At 36.6% G+C, this 18,404-nt stretch carries 19 protein-coding genes; 18 read left to right on the top strand and 1 reads right to left on the bottom strand.

The genetic code is table 11. The features are described 5' to 3' along the window. Positions 1–209 precede the first annotated feature (209 nt). From EUI_RS0106700 to EUI_RS0106615, 18 genes are all read left to right on the top strand, one after another. Positions 210–1,646: a 6-phospho-beta-glucosidase gene (locus tag EUI_RS0106700; protein WP_010016981.1), complete on the top strand. Its 1,437-nt coding sequence runs from the start codon at positions 210–212 to the stop codon at positions 1,644–1,646. Between the two features lie 15 nt (positions 1,647–1,661). Further along, entirely contained in the window at positions 1,662–1,976 is a 315-nt protein-coding gene (locus EUI_RS0106695; RefSeq protein ID WP_010016977.1) for a PTS cellobiose transporter subunit IIB, read from the top strand. A 36-nt stretch (positions 1,977–2,012) separates the two neighbouring features. Continuing rightward, positions 2,013–4,010 carry a BglG family transcription antiterminator gene (locus tag EUI_RS0106690; RefSeq protein ID WP_010016975.1) on the top strand — a complete coding sequence of 666 codons (1,998 nt, stop codon included), beginning with the start codon at positions 2,013–2,015 and terminating at the stop codon, positions 4,008–4,010. Next, on the top strand, positions 4,007–4,372 hold the full coding sequence (locus EUI_RS0106685; RefSeq protein WP_010016974.1) for a PTS cellobiose transporter subunit IIA: 366 nt from the start codon (positions 4,007–4,009) through the stop codon (positions 4,370–4,372). Before EUI_RS0106690 ends, EUI_RS0106685 begins: the two co-directional genes overlap by 4 nt. Continuing rightward, positions 4,323–4,877, top strand: a complete 555-nt coding sequence (locus EUI_RS0106680) for a hypothetical protein (protein ID WP_029508538.1) — start codon at positions 4,323–4,325, stop codon at positions 4,875–4,877. Before EUI_RS0106685 ends, EUI_RS0106680 begins: the two co-directional genes overlap by 50 nt. A gap of 17 nt (positions 4,878–4,894) precedes the next feature. Next, entirely contained in the window at positions 4,895–6,226 is a 1,332-nt protein-coding gene (gene celB, locus EUI_RS0106675; RefSeq protein ID WP_029508537.1) for a PTS cellobiose transporter subunit IIC, read from the top strand. A 65-nt stretch (positions 6,227–6,291) separates the two neighbouring features. Further along, a complete protein-coding gene (hisJ, locus tag EUI_RS0106670; protein ID WP_010016970.1) occupies positions 6,292–7,143 on the top strand; it encodes a histidinol-phosphatase HisJ in 852 nt (283 codons plus the stop codon). A 342-nt stretch (positions 7,144–7,485) separates the two neighbouring features. Further along, complete coding sequence (hisG, locus tag EUI_RS10405; protein ID WP_010016969.1) at positions 7,486–9,090, top strand: ATP phosphoribosyltransferase; 1,605 nt, start codon at positions 7,486–7,488, stop codon at positions 9,088–9,090. Positions 9,091–9,100: 10 nt separating this feature from the next. Next, positions 9,101–10,378 (top strand): histidinol dehydrogenase, encoded by a 1,278-nt coding sequence (gene hisD, locus EUI_RS0106660; RefSeq protein WP_010016967.1) that lies wholly within the window; start codon positions 9,101–9,103, stop codon positions 10,376–10,378. A gap of 54 nt (positions 10,379–10,432) precedes the next feature. Then, a complete protein-coding gene (gene hisB, locus EUI_RS0106655) occupies positions 10,433–11,020 on the top strand; it encodes an imidazoleglycerol-phosphate dehydratase HisB (protein ID WP_010016965.1) in 588 nt (195 codons plus the stop codon). Next, positions 11,020–11,661 (top strand): imidazole glycerol phosphate synthase subunit HisH, encoded by a 642-nt coding sequence (gene hisH / locus EUI_RS0106650; protein ID WP_010016964.1) that lies wholly within the window; start codon positions 11,020–11,022, stop codon positions 11,659–11,661. The genes hisB and hisH overlap by 1 nt, the downstream gene beginning before the upstream one ends. After that, a complete protein-coding gene (gene hisA, locus EUI_RS0106645) occupies positions 11,658–12,371 on the top strand; it encodes a 1-(5-phosphoribosyl)-5-[(5-phosphoribosylamino)methylideneamino]imidazole-4-carboxamide isomerase (protein ID WP_010016963.1) in 714 nt (237 codons plus the stop codon). The genes hisH and hisA overlap by 4 nt, the downstream gene beginning before the upstream one ends. A gap of 1 nt (position 12,372) precedes the next feature. After that, positions 12,373–13,137, top strand: a complete 765-nt coding sequence (gene hisF, locus EUI_RS0106640) for an imidazole glycerol phosphate synthase subunit HisF (protein ID WP_010016961.1) — start codon at positions 12,373–12,375, stop codon at positions 13,135–13,137. After that, on the top strand, positions 13,134–13,505 hold the full coding sequence (hisI, locus tag EUI_RS0106635) for a phosphoribosyl-AMP cyclohydrolase (protein ID WP_010016959.1): 372 nt from the start codon (positions 13,134–13,136) through the stop codon (positions 13,503–13,505). Before hisF ends, hisI begins: the two co-directional genes overlap by 4 nt. Positions 13,506–13,544: 39 nt before the next feature. Further along, complete coding sequence (hisE, locus tag EUI_RS0106630) at positions 13,545–13,865, top strand: phosphoribosyl-ATP diphosphatase (RefSeq protein ID WP_010016958.1); 321 nt, start codon at positions 13,545–13,547, stop codon at positions 13,863–13,865. A gap of 3 nt (positions 13,866–13,868) precedes the next feature. After that, positions 13,869–14,939 (top strand): histidinol-phosphate transaminase, encoded by a 1,071-nt coding sequence (gene hisC, locus EUI_RS0106625; RefSeq protein WP_010016957.1) that lies wholly within the window; start codon positions 13,869–13,871, stop codon positions 14,937–14,939. A gap of 301 nt (positions 14,940–15,240) precedes the next feature. Then, the gene (locus tag EUI_RS0106620; RefSeq protein ID WP_010016955.1) at positions 15,241–16,524 is read left to right on the top strand and encodes an adenylosuccinate synthase; all 1,284 of its coding nucleotides are present in this window, start codon (positions 15,241–15,243) and stop codon (positions 16,522–16,524) included. Between the two features lie 28 nt (positions 16,525–16,552). After that, a complete protein-coding gene (locus EUI_RS0106615; RefSeq protein WP_010016952.1) occupies positions 16,553–17,065 on the top strand; it encodes a YiiX/YebB-like N1pC/P60 family cysteine hydrolase in 513 nt (170 codons plus the stop codon). 123 nt (positions 17,066–17,188) lie between these two features. Here EUI_RS0106615 and EUI_RS0106610 read toward each other — a convergent pair whose 3' ends face one another. Beyond that, positions 17,189–18,367: a DUF2075 domain-containing protein gene (locus EUI_RS0106610; protein ID WP_010016951.1), complete on the bottom strand. Its 1,179-nt coding sequence runs from the start codon at positions 18,365–18,367 to the stop codon at positions 17,189–17,191. Positions 18,368–18,404 lie beyond the last annotated feature (37 nt).

Genomic DNA, 18,404 nt, shown 5'->3' with positions numbered 1-18,404 from the left:
TATAAAAGAATAGATGACAATTGCACAGTTGCTAATGCTGAATAATGGTATATAAACTTTGATAATGGAGAAATCCTATATCAAAGTTTTTTAATTTAATCATTTTTAAGTGATAAAGATGATTATTGCCGTAAGTATGTGGCAAATAACTAAATGGAAATGTAAGCGCTTTCTTGATAAAATGTAGATAATAAAAGGAGGAATAAAAGATGAGTAACAGTTTATCAAAAGAATTTCTTTGGGGCGGTGCGGTTGCCGCGCATCAATTAGAAGGCGGTTGGCAAGAGGGGGGCAAGGGCATTAGTGTTGCGGATGTTATGACTGTTGGTAGTCCAGGACAAGAACGTGCCATTACAAATGGTATTATGCCAGATGAATATTATCCTAATCATGAAGCAATTGATTTTTACCATCATTACAAAGAAGATATTGCTTTATTCAAAGAAATGGGCTTTAAATGTTTCAGAACATCAATTGCTTGGACTAGAATATATCCTACTGGAGAAGAGAGTGAACCAAATGAAGCAGGATTGAAGTTTTATGACGATTTATTTGATGAATTGCTAAAAAATGATATTGAACCAATTATCACGCTTTCACATTTTGAGCTACCTTATAATCTCGTGACTAAGTATGGTGGTTTTCGAAACCGTAAATTAATTGATTTGTTTGTTAAATTTGCTGTGACATGCTTTAAACGTTATCAAAACAAAGTCAAATATTGGATGACATTTAATGAAATAAATAATCAGGCAAATTATGATAGTGATTTCTTGGTGTTTACTAATTCTGGTTTGCGCTTTAAACCAGGCGAAAATAGAGAGGAAGGTATGTATCAGTCAGCTCATAATGAGTTAGTAGCTAGTGCTCGTGTTGTTAAATTAGGACATGAAATTAACCCCAATTTTCAAATTGGCTGCATGATTGCTATGGGACCTGTTTATCCAGCAACTATGAATCCAGATGATGTTTTGGCCGCTCAAAAAGCAATGGAAAAAAATTATTTCTTTGCTGATGTTCATGTTAATGGCTTTTATCCAGAGTTTTTGAAAAAATATTGGTCACGCAAGGGATTTGATATTAACATCACGCCGCAAGATGAAGCAGATCTGAAGGCTGGAACTGTTGATTACATTGGATTTAGTTATTATATGTCACATGCTGTCAAGAAAAATAGTGAGACCACGTTTGATGATATGACACCCCAAAATAGTCAAGTGAGAAATAACTATTTGGAGGCCAGCGATTGGGGATGGCAAATTGACCCTAAAGGTTTACGTTATGCATTAAATTGGTTTACTGATAAATATCATTTACCTTTATTCATTGTTGAAAATGGTTTTGGCGCATATGATAAAGTTGAGGCAGATGGAACGATACACGATCCATATCGTATTGATTATTTGCGCGAGCATATTCGTCAAATGATACTTGCTGTTGTAGAAGATGGTGTTGATTTGATTGGTTACACACCTTGGGGGTGCATTGACCTAGTGTCGGCCGGAACTGGAGAAATGGATAAACGTTATGGCTTTATCTATGTGGATAAAAATAATAAAGATGAAGGGACTTTAAAGCGTAGTAAGAAAGATTCATTTTATTGGTTTAAAGATGTCATTACGTCAAATGGTGAAAACCTTAAATAGAAAGGGAAATTTATTATGAAGAAAGCATTGATTATTTGCGCAGCAGGTATGTCATCATCAATGATGGCAAAAAAAACAACTGATTATTTTAAAGAGCAACATAAAGATATCGAAATGGATGCTATCACTGCTACAGAGGGAGAGGATGCTATTCGTGCAGGCGACTTTGATTTGTATCTAGTTAGCCCCCAGACAAGCATGTATCTTGATGGTTTTCAAAAAATAGGGCAAGAGGTCGGAAAACCAGTCGTTTCTATTCCGTTTAATGCTTATATTCCTATTCCAATGGGTATCGAAAAAATGGCCAAATTGGTTGAGGAAAGTATTTAAAAGAAGCAAATATCGTTGGCAATGTGAGGTGTGAAGATGAGGCAAAAAGAAAGCGATTTATTACGCTATTTATTAGATAATCAGAATCGTTTTGTGACCGGTGATGAATTAGCTGGTGTTTTGTCACTATCACCAAGAACTATTCGAAATTACATCAAAATATTGAAAATAAAATTAAACTTACATGGCGCAACATTTGAAGCTAAACCTAGTTTTGGTTATCGACTACACATCTCTCATCCAGTCACATTTGATTTATTTTTAAATAAAGATTATCAATTATCACAATGGCAGACAGATGATTCTGATGAGACTGACATTTCTGACCGTCAAAAATATATTCTTAACAAACTTGTCATTGAAAATCGAACTTTTTTAATAGATGATGTAGCTGAACGATTATTTGTGACGCGGTCAACATTGTCAAAAGATTTATCAATTATTAGGAAAAACTTAATACCATATGCACTTACAATTGAAAACAAACCTAACAAGGGTGTTTTTATTACAGGATTGGAGCGCAATAGACGACATTTTATTTTAGATTATTTTTTCACGCATAGTGATAATTCGTTTCAACATTACATGGAAAACAAATCATTTTTTAAAACAATTAGTTTTGATCAAATTACAATTATTGTACTTGATGAATGTCGCGAATCTGGCATTCATTTAACGGATTTTACCATTCAAAACATTGTTTTATATATTGCACTTAGTGTACAACGTATGGCGGGCGGATTTGAATTACAATCAATAACACTCGAAAATACACCTGAGATAGACAATGTTTACGCTGTAGCCAAAAAAATTATTAAGCGTATTGAAAAAAATTATCATTTGCAAATGCCGGAAAGTGAAATAGCATATTTAACAATTCAATTGATGGCTAAAGGCAAAAATCCTAATATAACGAGTGATGAAACTTTGCAAAAGGATCTTGACCTTGTTTTACAACAGATTGAAAGAGATACTGGGTTACCAGTATCTCAGGATTATGAATTACGAAAGAATCTTATTGAACATTTGAGGCCCATGATTATCAGGCTTGAGCAAGGGTTACAACTTAAAAATCCACTGCTACAAGAAATAAAAACAAATTATCCATCGTATTTTTTAGATGTTAAACGCTATGTTAAACTATCAACCTACTTGTCTCGATTTGACATCAATGATGATGAAATAGCCTATTTAACGTTGCATTTAATGGCAACATCAGAAAAATATAGAGATTTGAATAAACCGAGAGTTTTGATTATTTGTGCAACAGGATATGGCTCGGCGCAATTGCTCAATAATCGGTTGGAGAAGGAATTTGGGAAACATTTAAATATTGTTGGTGTTAAAGGTTATTATGAAGTTGATGATGTGGCATTAAAAGGTGTTGATCTTATCATTAGCGCAATTGATTTATCGACACAGGTATTTAAAATACCTGTCATTCAAGTTAGCGTTTTTTTGACCGAAGTTGATATTAAAAATTTGAAACATTTCTTGGATCATATACGCGTTAATCCAGAACAGCTGAGTATGACAACAGAGAAAGCAAATACAAGTCAGGTGTTAAGTTATTTTGACCAATTTACCGACAGCTCACGTTTTAAAATTTGGGATGAACCAACGTATCGCAAAGATGTTTTAGATCAATTGAGTGATATGATTACTACCGATGAACCATCAGATTTCAAACAAGAGTTGCTGGATCAAATAGCGCATCGTGAGCTTCTCAGTGCCATAACCTTTAGCGATGTCATCGCGGTACCTCATCCGGCAAGAGCAATGAGCAGAGTACCTAAAATCGCCATTGGTGTCATACCATCTGGCTTAAAATGGTCTACTGACTATCCTAGTATCAAACTTGTTTTTCTTTTATCTCCGTCCTATTTGAATAACCAAGGTTTGACAGAAACGACACAGACTATCGTTTACTTAGCAGAAAATCCGGAAAAACAGGCTGAATTAATTTTGGCTAAAGATTTTTCTGAATTTCGAAAAAAATTTATGCTTTTGATGAAAGGAGGTAAAAATACATGAATTCTGAAGAAATTCAAGTCATTGCATTTGAAATTATTTTACACAGTGGTAATTCACGTACAAACATACATGAAGCATTTGAAGCCATGCGACGTAAAGATTTTAAATTATCCGAGCAGAAGTTAAAAGATTCTAACGCAGAATTATTATTAGCACATAAGGCACAAACTAATCTACTCCAAACCTATGCTGCTGGGACTAAAATTGATATGGAAATTATTTTAGTCCATGCACAAGATCACCTCATGACAACAATGACTTTACGTGAAATGGCTATTGAGATGCAAAATCTATACAGGGAGGTAAAAAATATTGAAGACAGTAGCAAGCCAGAGAAGGCAAACACCACAATCGAAAGATAAAATATTAGCGAATGCAATTGAAAAAAATCGTCAAGATATGAGCCTCAAAAGTATGCAATTTAATCGCTTTATGATGGTCCGTTATGCCACTGCATTCTTTTTCTTTGTTAATTTATATTGGGCATTACTGATGCGCCATACTTGGGTCGTTGTCATACCATTAGTCATTATGGTGATCGCTTCACTTGCTATTGTTGAACAGATTAAATTATTTGGAACACACACGAATCAATTAGTTTATTCAAAACTATTCTTTAGAACACAAGCAATTTTAAATGTTGTTTTAATGATTAGTACTATGACACCGTTATTTGCATCATTATTTCAATTTGTAAATAATACGAGTAACAATCGATATACTGTTCTATTTTTGTTGTTACTTGGCACTGGTTTAATTCTTGTAGTTAACAGAAGGTTGAATTTAATTGCAAGTAACCATGATAAATACTATTCGCGCTTGGTAGCATACCAAGCCATTCTTAAAGATAATAAGGAGATGAAGTAGTTATGGAAAATGGACGTTTGTTTAATATCTTACAAAAAGTGTTGCTGAAGCCAATGACCAAAATAGCGCAATACAGAATTGTTCGCGCAATTATGGCGGCAGGAATGGCTTCTATTCCATTTACAATTGTTGGATCAATGATATTAGTTTTGAATATATTACCTACTGTGTTTCATCCTTTAACCGGTTTTTTCAATGCAACATTCTTTAAATTTAGTGATCTTTACATGATTGCTAACACAGCAACGATGGGTATTTTGGCGATGTACTTCAGTTTAGCCATTGGATTTGAATTAACCCGTATTATTCAAACAGAAGATAAATTAAAAGTTGCACCGCTAAACGGTGCGTTCTTGTCATTGTTTGCTTTCTTCATGTGTTTGCCTGAACTAGTAATGAAGGGCGGTAAAATTGTTTTACTGAACTCTATTACTGATAATGAAAAAGTGATCAATGGATTTAGAATGACCAGCACCATTGATAGAATTGGCACAAGTGGTATTTTCACGGCTATTATTATGGCAATTTTGGCAGTGTGGTTGTATACTTTCTGTGTCAAGCACAATTGGACGATCAAAATGCCCGATGCTGTACCTGAAGGCGTATCTCGATCTTTTACTGCTTTAATTCCAACGTTTGTGATTGCTTTTGTGGTACTAGCTATCAATGGTGGATTGGTACTCCTTGGGACTGACATTTTTAAAATGATTGCCATTCCATTTAGTTTTGTCACGAGCATGACAAACACTTGGCTAGGTATTATGGTAATTGAATTCTTGATCCATGCGCTTTGGATTGTTGGTATTCATGGTGCTAATATTATTTCTGCATTTATTACACCTATTTTCTTAGCCAATATGGTATCAAATTCGCACGGTGCAAACATACCATTTGCTGGAGAGTTTAATAATTCGTTTGCAATTTTAGGTGGCTCAGGTGCGACATTAGGGTTGTGTATCTTTATTGCTTTGCTTGCACGCTCTGAGCAACTAAAAGTATTAGGTCGCGCCTCAATTGTACCGTCGCTGTTTAACATTAATGAACCATTAATATTTGGTTTGCCTATTGTCTATAATCCTTATCTGGCTATTCCATTTTTCTTGGCACCAATGGTTACAGCATCAGTAGCTTACGCGGCAATTAATTTCCACTTTATTCGACCTATTGTTATTCAGGCACCGTGGCCATCACCAGCCGGAATAGGTGCTTTCATTAGTACTGTTGATTGGCGGGCGTCAGTATTAGCCATACTTTGTGTTATCATTGCCTTTCTAATCTACCTACCTTTCATCAAAATATATGATACAAAATTGTATCATGATGAACAAGGAATACCTACGAAAAGTTAAAATAAATTCGTTGTATGACAATAGTTTTGTTGTATTTGTTACAATGTTTTAAGGGAGTAACAACAATGATAAAAAAAGATGGTCATACACATACACAATTCTCACATCATGGATCTCATGAACCATTAGATGATTATATTGAGCGGGCAATTTCATTAGGATTCACAGAATACGTGGTAACCGAGCACGCACCATTACCCACAATGTTTTTAGAGCATTTCACAGGGCCAAGTGAGGCACGTCACGGTTCGGCAATGTTGATCACAGAATTAGCAGCGTACCAAAAAGAAGTTAAACGTGTTCAGTTAAAATATGCTGATCAAATTGCTATCAAAAGTGGTTTTGAGCTCGACTATTTAGAAAACTATGAAACAGAATTACGGCAATTTATAATCATGCAAGCAGACTGGTTAGATGAATTAGTTATATCAGTTCACTTTTTGCCAAACCATGATAAGTTAGTTGCACCAATTGATTTTGATCCAGATACGTTAGCAAAGTACTTTCCTGAGATTCATAGTTTGCCACAAACGGTATTTAAAAACTATTTTAATACAGTGCAAAAAAGTGTACGTTTTGCGGCAACTTTACCAAATGACATTGTGGTTAGAATTGGACATATGACGTTAATTCGAAAGTACCAAAAATATTTTAATCTACCGAGGTTTGATGTTGATAACCAATTACGAATTGATGATCTGTTAATGCAAATTAAAAATAATCATTTTCAACTTGATTATAATGCAGCTGGACTCAGCAAACCTTATAATGGTGAAACTTATCCAACACTTGATATTGTCAAAAAAGCAAATGATCTAGGGATTGAATTAGTTTATGGTTCTGATGCACACGAGGTGAGTGCTGTCGGCCAATTTTATAATATGACTGTATCTGATATTTTAAAAAAAGAAAAGTAAGTGTTGACATATAATATTATGGGTGTATGATTAGTTTAATCTAATAAATAATTTCTAAAGTCGGAAAAGTAATTGAAATCACGTTGTACAGAAAGTGCTTAAGCTAACGCATTGAGATGAGCGCCTACGTATTTAATGAAACACACCGATGAGAGAAATGATTAAAAGTCATTTCGGAAACTCCCGATACCGAGTACACCTGTTTTTAATGGGTGAATGAGTAGATAGGCGTAAGTTTATCTAAAATCAAGGTGGGAACACGCGTAAACGTCCTTGCAAACTATGATTATAGTTTGCAAGGACGTTTTTTTATTGGAAAAATATGATAATTAGGAGAAATTGATGGGCGATAAAATCTTAGCAGCAGGGTCACATGATGAATTTGGTGAAGCTCTGGTACAAAAACAACAAATAACGCATTTGATCAGCAAAACATTAAATAAAAAAGCGTTTGTGGCCATTAATACACCATTGATTGAACGAGAAAGTGTTTTTGAACAATATCAACATGATAATGTGTTTCATTTGCGTGATCAAATTGGTGAAAATCTTGTGTTGCGACCAGATCTAACTTTACCTGTTGCGCGGTTTTTAGCGTCTAAATCACAACAAGCACGTGTTCAAAAATTTTACTATATTGGTGATGTTTTTCGACGTACTGATTACCTATCTGGAGAATACAATCAGGAGACACAGGCCGGTATTGAATTAATTGGTGATAGCAGTTTTGAGGCTGAAATACAGGCATTGGACATTATGTTAGATTTTGCGCAACAATTTGAGATTGCAGATGTTCAAGTTGTGATTAGCGATACAAGATTAATTGATCGTGTATTAGGCACGCTAGATATATCAAGTAAACAGCAAAAATTACTTAAACAAGCGATTGAAAGTAAAAACATGACAGCTTTTGAAAAAGTTCGAATAACAATAAAAGAGTTTCCGGCACACCTAAAAAGATGGCCCTTGGCATTTGGTGAAGATGGTGAAACTGTGATGTGGCAGTTACAAGATTTACCGGAAGTAAATGATCTTGTTGATTGTTGGCTGCAATTAGCGACGTTCATTCATGAACATTACCCTGATGTGGCTGTTACTGTTGATCTTGCAGCGGCATCCCCACAGCCTTATTATACGGGCACAATTATACGTGGATTTGTACCAAGTTTGGGACGTTATCTCTTTAGTGGTGGTCGTTATGACCGCCTATTAGAAAGTTTTCAAACAGAAAGCTTACCGGCAGTAGGGATGGGCTTTAATATTGATACAATTATGGCTGAATGGCAACGCGAGGCGGCAGATCATAACCCTGATGAACCAATTGTTGTCGTGCTGGCCAAAGGGCGCGTTGAAAAGGATACGCGCCCGTTATTAAAATCAGCTGGTATTGACACAACGCCTTTAGAAAATCAAGATCGAAAGTTAGTGTTTGATAGTCCAGATGGTATTTATCGCTTTATTTTAGTAAAAGCTGATGATGTTGTTAAGTACCTTGATCGTGGCATTGGTGATGTTGGCATTGTCGGTTCAGATACAATTGCTGAACAAATTCAAAATCACTATGATGTTTTGAACCTACAAACGGGACAAGCGGCATTTGTGCTAGCAGCGCCCCCAAATTTTAAGATTGATGGGATACAACGTAAACGTATTGCAACTAAATATCCTAAAATGGCCAGCCATTATTTTTCACAACATGGAGAAGATGTTGAATTAGTTAAATTGTCAGGTTCGGTCGAGTTAGGGCCGTTAACTGGTTTGTCAGATGCGATTATCGATATTACGCAAACCGGTGACACTTTACGTGAAAATAATCTTGTTATCTATGACACAGTTGGGGAAGTAGCAACACATCTCCTTGTACGACCGGGCGCTTTATTACAATTCCAATCAGAATTAAAACAAGTGATTGAAAACTTAATCATGTTATTAAATCAGAAAAAGTGAGGAAAGAATGATGCAAATTATTAAAAATGAGTCAATCGATCAAATCAAAGCACGTATACGTCAACAAACATCAAAAACAAGTGATCCACTTGTTGAATCACGAGTGACAAACATTATTAAGACCGTACGCGAAAAAGGAGACATTGCTTTAAGAGCATATGCCGAAGAATTTGATCATGTCTCGCTGGACGAATTGAAAGTGAGTGCAGAACAAATTGATTTAGCAGTTAAAAATGTTGATCCTGCAGTGATAAGAGCATTAGAAAAAGCAGCCGTAAATATTCGCTCATTTCATCAATTAGAATTGCAACAGTCTTTTGAAGATTCACCACGTTCTGGTGTGACAAGAGGCACAAAAGTCACGCCATTGTCGGCAGTAGGAATTTATGTGCCAGGGGGAACAGCAGCATATCCATCATCTGTTTTGATGAATGCATTACCAGCTAAAATTGCTGGTGTGAAAAACATTATTATGGTAACACCACCACAAAAAAATGGCTTAAATGATGCTGTATTAGTTGCAGCGAGAATTGCTGGTATTGATAGTATTTATCAAGTTGGCGGCGCACAAGCAATTGCAGCGTTAGCTTACGGAACCGAATCAATACCACAGGTAGATAAAATTACGGGACCAGGAAATGCTTATGTTGCGACAGCTAAGCGTGCCGTTTTTGGCCAAGTGGCTATTGATATGATTGCTGGACCATCAGAAATTGGTATTTTGGCTGACGAATCAGCGCGAGCTAAAGATGTAGCTGCTGATTTGTTGTCACAGGCTGAACACGATAGTAATGCGCGCGCCATTTTAATTACTAACTCAGAAAAACTAGCCCAGGCAGTTTCTGACGAAGTGAATGTCCAGTTAAGTACTTTGCCAAGGGCAGCTATTGCTCGCGATGCGATTGATAATAATGGCTTCATTTACTTAGTTGATACAATTGATAATATGATTGATTTAATGAATGCAGTTGCGCCAGAACATTTGGAAATTCAGCTTGAAAATGCATATGATTACATCAATAAAATACAAAATGCAGGTTCAGTATTTTTAGGTAAATACGCTTCTGAGCCATTAGGTGATTATCTAGCTGGACCAAATCATATTTTGCCAACTGGTGGCACAGCGCGATTTAGTTCTGCATTGGGTGTTTGGGATTTTCAAAAACGTATTCAATATTTGTATTATTCAAAAGATGCATTATTAGATGACATTAATGATGTCACAGTGTTAGCACGTGAAGAAGGTCTGGAAGGACACGCTCGCGCAATTGAAATTCGTCAGTCATAAGTAACTTAATATTAATGTATAGAGATGGATAGAATAGAAAAGGATGAATTCACGATGTCAAGAATAGCAAACATCACTAGAAATACATTTGAGACACAAATCAAATTAACGTTAGCGATCGATGAACAAACGTCAATTTCAGTGAATACGGGCATTGGGTATATTGACCATATGCTCACACTATTTGCCAAACATGGCCGTTTTGGTTTGCAAGTAACAGTTAATGGTGACTTGAACGTTGATTCACATCATACAACTGAAGATATTGGCATTGCATTAGGTGAGGCATTTACGCAAGCTCTAGGTGACAAATCAGGTATTGAACGTTATGGTGCACAATTGATACCGATGGATGAAACTTTGTCACGTGCGGTAGTAGATTTATCTGGACGTGCCTACTTAGTTTTTCAAGCAGAACTGTCAGCACCATTGTTAGGGTCATTTGAAACAGAAGTGGTTGAAGATTTTTGGCAAGGATTTGCAGACCAAGCACGTGCCAATGTGCATATCGAAGTGCTTTATGGTCGTAATACACATCATAAAATTGAGAGCATTTTCAAAGCAATGGGGCGTGCAATGCGCCAAGCAGTGACAATTAATCCTGAAATTAAAGGTGTTAATTCAACCAAAGGGGTGATTTAATGTCAAAAGAAAATCCGGTTATTGTGGTAATTGATTATGGCGCTGGTAATATTTTCAATGTCATGAAAGCAATAAAGTATGTGGGATTGTCAGCAAAATTAACAAGAGATCCTTCCGAAATTTTAGCAGCAGATGGTCTTGTTATTCCTGGTGTTGGCGCTTATAAAACGGCCATGGACAAAATCAATGAGAACCAACTTGTAGTCCCAATTCAAAAAGCAGCAAACAATGGTACACCAATTTTAGGGGTTTGTTTAGGTATGCAGTTATTATTTGATTCATCAACAGAATTTGGTGAAACAATGGGATTTGGACTTATTCCAGGTGAAGTAGTGAAATTACCACAAAATACTGGTTTTAAAGTGCCGCAAATGGGATGGAATCAAAACAGCGTTGCGATTGAGAATACTTTAACGCAAGGCATTAAAAATGAGTTTACTTACTTTGTCCATTCATATTATGTAAAAACGGATACGAAATATATTGCGGCTAGTGTTGATTATGGTGTACAAGTGCCAAGTATTGTTATAAAAGATAATATTATTGGGGCGCAATTTCATCCAGAAAAATCTGGTGAAGTTGGATTGCGTGTTTGGCAAGCCTTTGCAAATATGGTATCAGATAAGGCGGTGAACGTGTGATATTACCTGCAATTGATTTACTAGGTGGTCAGTCCGTCCGCTTATTACAAGGCAATTACAATGCCGTCACAGTAGTCGACTCAGATCCCATTGCACAAGCAAAAAAAATTGATAAGGCCGGTCTACATGCTTTACATGTTGTTGATTTAGATGGTGCAAAATCCGGTTTAGCAGCTAACCTCAAGACGATCCTATCCATACGGCAAAACTTTACTGGTTTTCTAGAAGTTGGTGGGGGTATTCGAACGCTAGACCAAGTTGAACAATACTACAATGCCGGAATAAATCGTGTTATTCTTGGATCAGTTGCTTTAAAAAATCCCACTTTGGTACGCCAAGCAGTTGAAAAATATGGTGAATTGATTGCTGTTGGTATCGACGGCAAAGATGGAAAAATTGCAACAGAGGGATGGCTTGAACAGTCAAATATTAATTTTGAAACATTATTGTCTGCCATGATAACGATTGGCGTGAAACATTTTATTGTGACTGATGTGGCTCGTGATGGCATGCTTCAAGGACCAAACATTGACCTATTAGCTAAACTACAACAACACTTTGTGACGGCTAATATTATAGCTAGTGGCGGTATCGCGCAAATGAGTGATTTAGTTGCTTTAAATCAAGCCGGTATACAAGATATTATTGTTGGCAAGGCTTTAGCTTCAGGCAGCATATCGCTGACACAGTTGGCTGAATTGGAGGAATAGTATGGCATTAGCAAAACGTATTGTACCGGCACTTGATGTTAAAAACGGTCGTGTTGTGAAAGGCATTAATTTTCTCAACTTGCAAGATGTTGGTGACCCAGTTGATACGGCAATTGCTTATCAAAATTCTGGTGCAGATGAACTTGTCTTTTTAGATATTTCGGCAACTTTGGAAGGACGAACAACAATGATAGAGATGCTTGAGCGTGTTTCGTCTGCTGTTTTTATTCCTTTAACGGCTGGTGGTGGGGTAACTGATTTAGCAAGCATACGCGCTATAATTCAAGCAGGTGCTGACAAAGTGTTTTTGAATTCAGCAGCTGTTGCTAATCCTGATATTATTCGTCAAGGTGCAGAAACTTTTGGTTCACAGGCTATTGTTGGGGCAATTGATTCTAAATGGGATGAAAATTTAAAGATGCACCGGGTCTATGTTTCTGGGGGAACGAAAGCCACAAATCTAGAAACAATTAGTTGGGCAAAAAAAATGGTACACTACGGTGCTGGTGAGTTATTAGTAACAAGCATGAATACTGATGGTACGCAAAATGGCTACGATATCGCATTGTATCAAGCACTCACTCAAGCAGTTAATGTACCGATTGTTGCTAGTGGTGGCGCGGGGAAAAAATCTGATTTTGTTACCGTATTTAAATCTGGGCATGTAGATGCTGCGCTTGCCGCTTCTGTATTTCATTATGGCAAGATAGCACTACCAGATTTAAAGGAAAGTTTACATCGTGAAGGGTTGGTTATGAGGCTATGACAATTGAGCAAACACCTGATTTTAATAAACCTTATCAAAACAATCTCGTGCCAGCCATTATAACTGATGTCACAACTGGGGCTATTTTGATGTTGGGATATATGAATGAAGCGAGTTATGAATTGACAAAATCAACGGGTGAAACTTGGTTTTGGTCACGAGAACGTGCTGAATTATGGCACAAAGGGGAAACCAGCGGTCATACACAGCAAGTTGTCTCTATGACTTTGGATTGTGATTTGGACACAGTACTTATTCAAGTGATACCAAATAGTGTAGCATGTCACACAGGTAGGTACTCATGTTTTTTTAACCCTGTGATTGATATTGATTTTAAAACTGACAACTCAACGCTATTGTCAAATTAATGAACAACGATAGATAGCGTTGTTAAGGGAGAAATAATTATGACGCAACAATCAATTGAATCACTTTATGAGCAAGCACTGAATCGCAAAAGTAAGCCAGAAGAAAGCTCGTACACAAATTACCTTTACAATAAAGGGCTAGACAAAATTCTAAAAAAAATTGGTGAAGAATCAACAGAGGTAATTCTTGGTGCAAAAAACACGAATGATGAACTAATTTATGAAACTGCTGATTTATTGTTTCATTTAATGGTATTATTAGTTGAAAAGGATGTCTCACTTGACGACATCAAAGATGAACTGGGTTCTCGTGAAGGTCAGGAATCACGTTTGCATGAGCGCAAAGATTGGAGAGTTTGAATAATGAAAGAATCAATTAAGAATATGAAGGCTTATCAGGCTGAATTACCTGCGGAGGCTGTTAAAGCTAAATATGGTTTATCACACTTAGCACGTTTGTCAGCTAATGAATCAGTATATGGGCCATCACCAAAAGTGTACCAAGCAATTAGAGCAACAGCTGATGATATTTTGGGATACTATCCAGATGGTCAAGCTACAGTCTTGCGAGAAGCAGTTGCTAAACATGATCACGTGGCGCCTGAAAGTTTGGTATTTGGTGTCGGCGCTGATGAATTGATTCAATTATTGACACGGACAGTATTAACGCCAGGATCAAATATTATTATCCCAGATCCAACATTTGGTGAATATGCCATGCATGCACAAATAGAGCAAGCCGATACAAAAAAAATACCAGTGAAACTAGAAACGGGTCAAGTTGATTTTGATGCGATGCTAGCAGCAGTAAATGAGAAGACTTCAATGGTATGGCTAGCTAACCCGAATAATCCAACGGGTGTGTTTGAAAAGCGGTCGGACATTTTAGCTTTCTTGGAAAAGTTACCAAAGACAGTTATATTGGTCGTCGATGAAGCCTATTATGATTTTGTTGATGAGCCAGATGCAACGGTTGCGATAGATGTCAAAAATTATACTAATCTTGTTGTGTTGCGTACTTTATCAAAAGCCTACGGTTTAGCAAATTTACGAGTTGGTTATGGTATTATGCAAGAACCGTTGTATGGTGTGATGCAAGCAGTGCGGTTGCCTTATAATCTAAATACTTATCAAATTGTTGGCGCTACTGCAGCGGTTGAGGATCAAAATTATTTGAACCAAGTGGTCACAAAGACACAAGTTGAAAGAAAGCAGTTTCAAACATTTTTACGTGACAATAACTTGACTTTTTATGACTCACAAACTAATTTTATTTGGATTAAAGTTGGTGATACGAAAAAAGTTGGTGAATATCTATTATCTCAGGGTTACCAAGTCAATGATCATTTAAATTCAGAATGGATTCGAATTGCTTTGGGGACAGCAGAAGATAACGTAGGGATGCGAAAAGCCATTTTAACCATTATGAAATAGTTAATTAAAGGACAATATCGTCCTTTTTATTTTGAGTATGATGTGATATAGGGTGGTGAGGATAACAATAACATTTTGATTATTTTACGCTATCTAACTACTTTGTAATATGGTAAAATGAATAAGTAAAAGACGTTTTCAATAAAAATGTTCGTTTTTTACTAAAAAATAAAACGTATACTCACAGAGGGACACTCACGGATAGGCGCAAACAAGCCACTGTTGATTCTTTGAATCGCAGGACTTTCTCCGATAAACCTATCCCGTCTGAAAGCAGCTGAGGATGTACTAGGAGAAAAATATGTCTGGTGTAATTGTTGTTGGTTCGCAATGGGGCGATGAAGGTAAAGGAAAGATAGTTGACTTTTTTTCGGAAAATGCAGATGCAGTTGTCCGATATCAGGGTGGCAATAATGCTGGACATACAATCTGGCATGGTGATACTAAGTTTGAACTATCAGCACTGCCATCTGGTATTTTGACTAAAGGTCAGTTGGCGATTTTAGGTAATGGCGTTGTCGTTAACCCTGAAGCATTGCTTGCAGAAATCGATAAAGTTGAATCAAAAGGTATTTCGATTGAAAACTTGCGTATTTCCAATCGTGCACATGTGATTATGCCATACCATATTGCATTGGATAAAGCAGCTGAGTCAGCATCAAATAATCGTATTGGTACGACTAAAAAGGGTATCGGTCCAGCCTATACAGATAAAATTTCTCGTGTAGGTATTCGTATAGCTGATTTAATTGATCCAGAGGTTTTTTCAAAACTGCTTAAAGAATATTTACCATTTAAAAATGATCAGTTGACAAAATTGTACGGTGAAGAAGCATTAGATTATGATGATATTTACGACACTTATGTTGAATATGGTCGCTTATTAGCGCCTTATGTGACGGATACTTCCTATTTGTTAGGGCAACTAATGGCTGATAAAAAACGTGTTGTTTTTGAAGGCGCACAAGGGATTATGTTAGATGTTGATCATGGCACGTATCCCTATGTCACAAGTTCAAATCCAACAGCTGGTGGTGTGATGAACGGTGCAGGTGTGGGACCTAAACAAATACAAGATGTTGTCGGTGTGATTAAGGCCTATACATCACGTGTTGGTGAAGGACCGTTTCCAACGGAGTTGCATGATAATATTGCGGCACATATTCGCGAAGTTGGCCATGAATACGGTGTTGTGACTAAACGCCCACGACGTATTGGGTGGTTAGATGCAGTGGCATTGCGTCATGCCGTTCAAGTATCTGGTTTGACTAAATTAGCAATTAATTCGTTAGATGTGTTGTCTGGCTTGAAAGAATTGAAAATTGCGACATCATACACGTATAAGGGTGAAGAAATTCATCATTTTCCGGCATCAGACACTTGGTTTGATGGATTAGATGTTAATTGTGAAACATTGCCTGGTTGGGATGAAGACATTACCAAAGTGCAGTCTTTTGATGCTTTACCAATTAATGCTCAAAATTATTTAAAACGGATCTCGGAATTGCTTGAAGTTGAATTATTAAGTTTTGCTGTTGGTCCGAAACCAGAAGAAACGCATCTTTTGAGTGAAGTTTGGCAGTAGACTGTTAGTATAAGGGATGAGTAGAGACATGGAAATACAAACTGCCGATTTACTTTTTGTGCCAAATCAACATCATGATATGGACGAAGCAATTGCTGCATCAACTGGTAATTATGTTCATGTGGCTATTGCCATGGATAGCACGCACGTGATTCATGCAAGTCCGCGCTATGGCGTTGTGATACAAACACTGACTGTGTTCTTAGAAGAATCTAATCACGTGGATGTCTATCGACCAAAAGTTGAAAATAGCGATGGCGTTGTTGCGCGTGCCCGCCGGTTTGAAAATCGACCTTATAATTTTTCATTTTATAAAGATGATCCAGGGGTTTATTGTTCTCAGTTAGTGGCGGATGTATTCAAGGGTGTGATTGATTTTGATGAGGAAATCATGCAGTTTGGGGATGGCGAACACCAAATATCAGACTTCTGGTCTGCTTATTATTTGAAATTAGGTGTTGACGTACCACTAAATCAACTGGGAACAAATCCTAACAAAATGGCAACGTCAGAACACTTGAAATTAATCGGTAAACTATAGACACTAACAATTTTAGTTACAAAAATCGTATGATATTCAGTGAAATCCACTCAATATCATACGATTTTTTAGTGATCATATGTGCTGAAAAAATAAAAAACAATCAATCTAAATTACAAATGATTAATTGTCGTGTTGCAAAGTCAGTAGTCGTTCACGTAAAGCATCATCATAAGCTGTTATATAGAGACCATATTTACCACGTTTGATTAATACATTTAATACGTTAGCAATAAATTCTTGATATTGTTCTGATGTGAATTGTAAATCTTGACGTTTTTTGAAAATTTCTTTGTGCGAGTATTTTTCTGGGATAATCGTCATGCTGTCCGTTTTGGCATCATAACCAAAGGATGGGCCAATAATCATGCCAACATAATTCAAATCAAAACCCTGCAACGTATAAATTGTGCCAACCTGTGTGATAGAAGATTCTCTTTTAGCCCAGTGTGTGCGTTGCGGATCCCATTCATCCCAAGGTAATGAAAAAGAATCCATTTCGACATTGTGTCGACCATTAATTCGAGGAAATCCCGATGTTGCTACAACACGGCTTAAACCAAATTTTTTATTTTTAACCTTTATTTTTTCGTAAAGGGCGCCGGCAGTGGAAAAAACTTCGAATTCAAAATGACTATTGTTAGGAAACGGTGCAATTGGTTTTTGTGCGGTTAGCTTATCCATCCAATCAACTTGTGCATCGCTGGCAATCATGCGATATTGAAAATCCATATTAAACTGCTGATAGGGATGGGTACCAATTGTATCTAATAATAGCTCTTGTGACCAGTACATTTTTGATTGAAAAACTTGATTAAAATCGTACACTACTACAACAATTTTGGCTAAATGTATTAAATCAGTCAGCTGATTTTTACCACGATAGTGAGCGTAGGGCTCAGATTTTGAATATAATAAGTGTGCTTCATCAACAAAAATAACATCATATTTGTGATTATTTTTTTGTGCATCATTAATGAGTGAAGTTGGTCGCCGAATATCACGTGGGTTGAGTCCAGAAAAATCTTTTGCCATATCTTGGTAGGCTTTATAAAGTTCTGGATGATTAACAACTAATGCTGTTTTATAGTGTTTATCTGTCATGTATTGTCGAACAAGTTGCATCAAAACAACGGATTTGCCAGTACCTGCAGCGCCTTGAATGATAGCGACAGCATGTTGCACAGCATGTTGCCGTTTTGCAATACTGTCATTAATGTAGGCATTCATGTCAGCAATGACACTTTGTTGGTCATCGGATAATTTGTCAATTAAAAATTGTTCTTTTAAAACTTCGTTCATTAGTAGATCACCTCATTAATAATTATTATACTATATT

The organism is Leuconostoc gelidum subsp. gelidum KCTC 3527 (assembly GCF_000166715.1).
Lineage (GTDB): Bacteria > Bacillota > Bacilli > Lactobacillales > Lactobacillaceae > Leuconostoc > Leuconostoc gelidum.
Note: the sequence above shows the minus strand (reverse complement) of the source record. Positions and strands in the feature narration are given on the sequence as shown.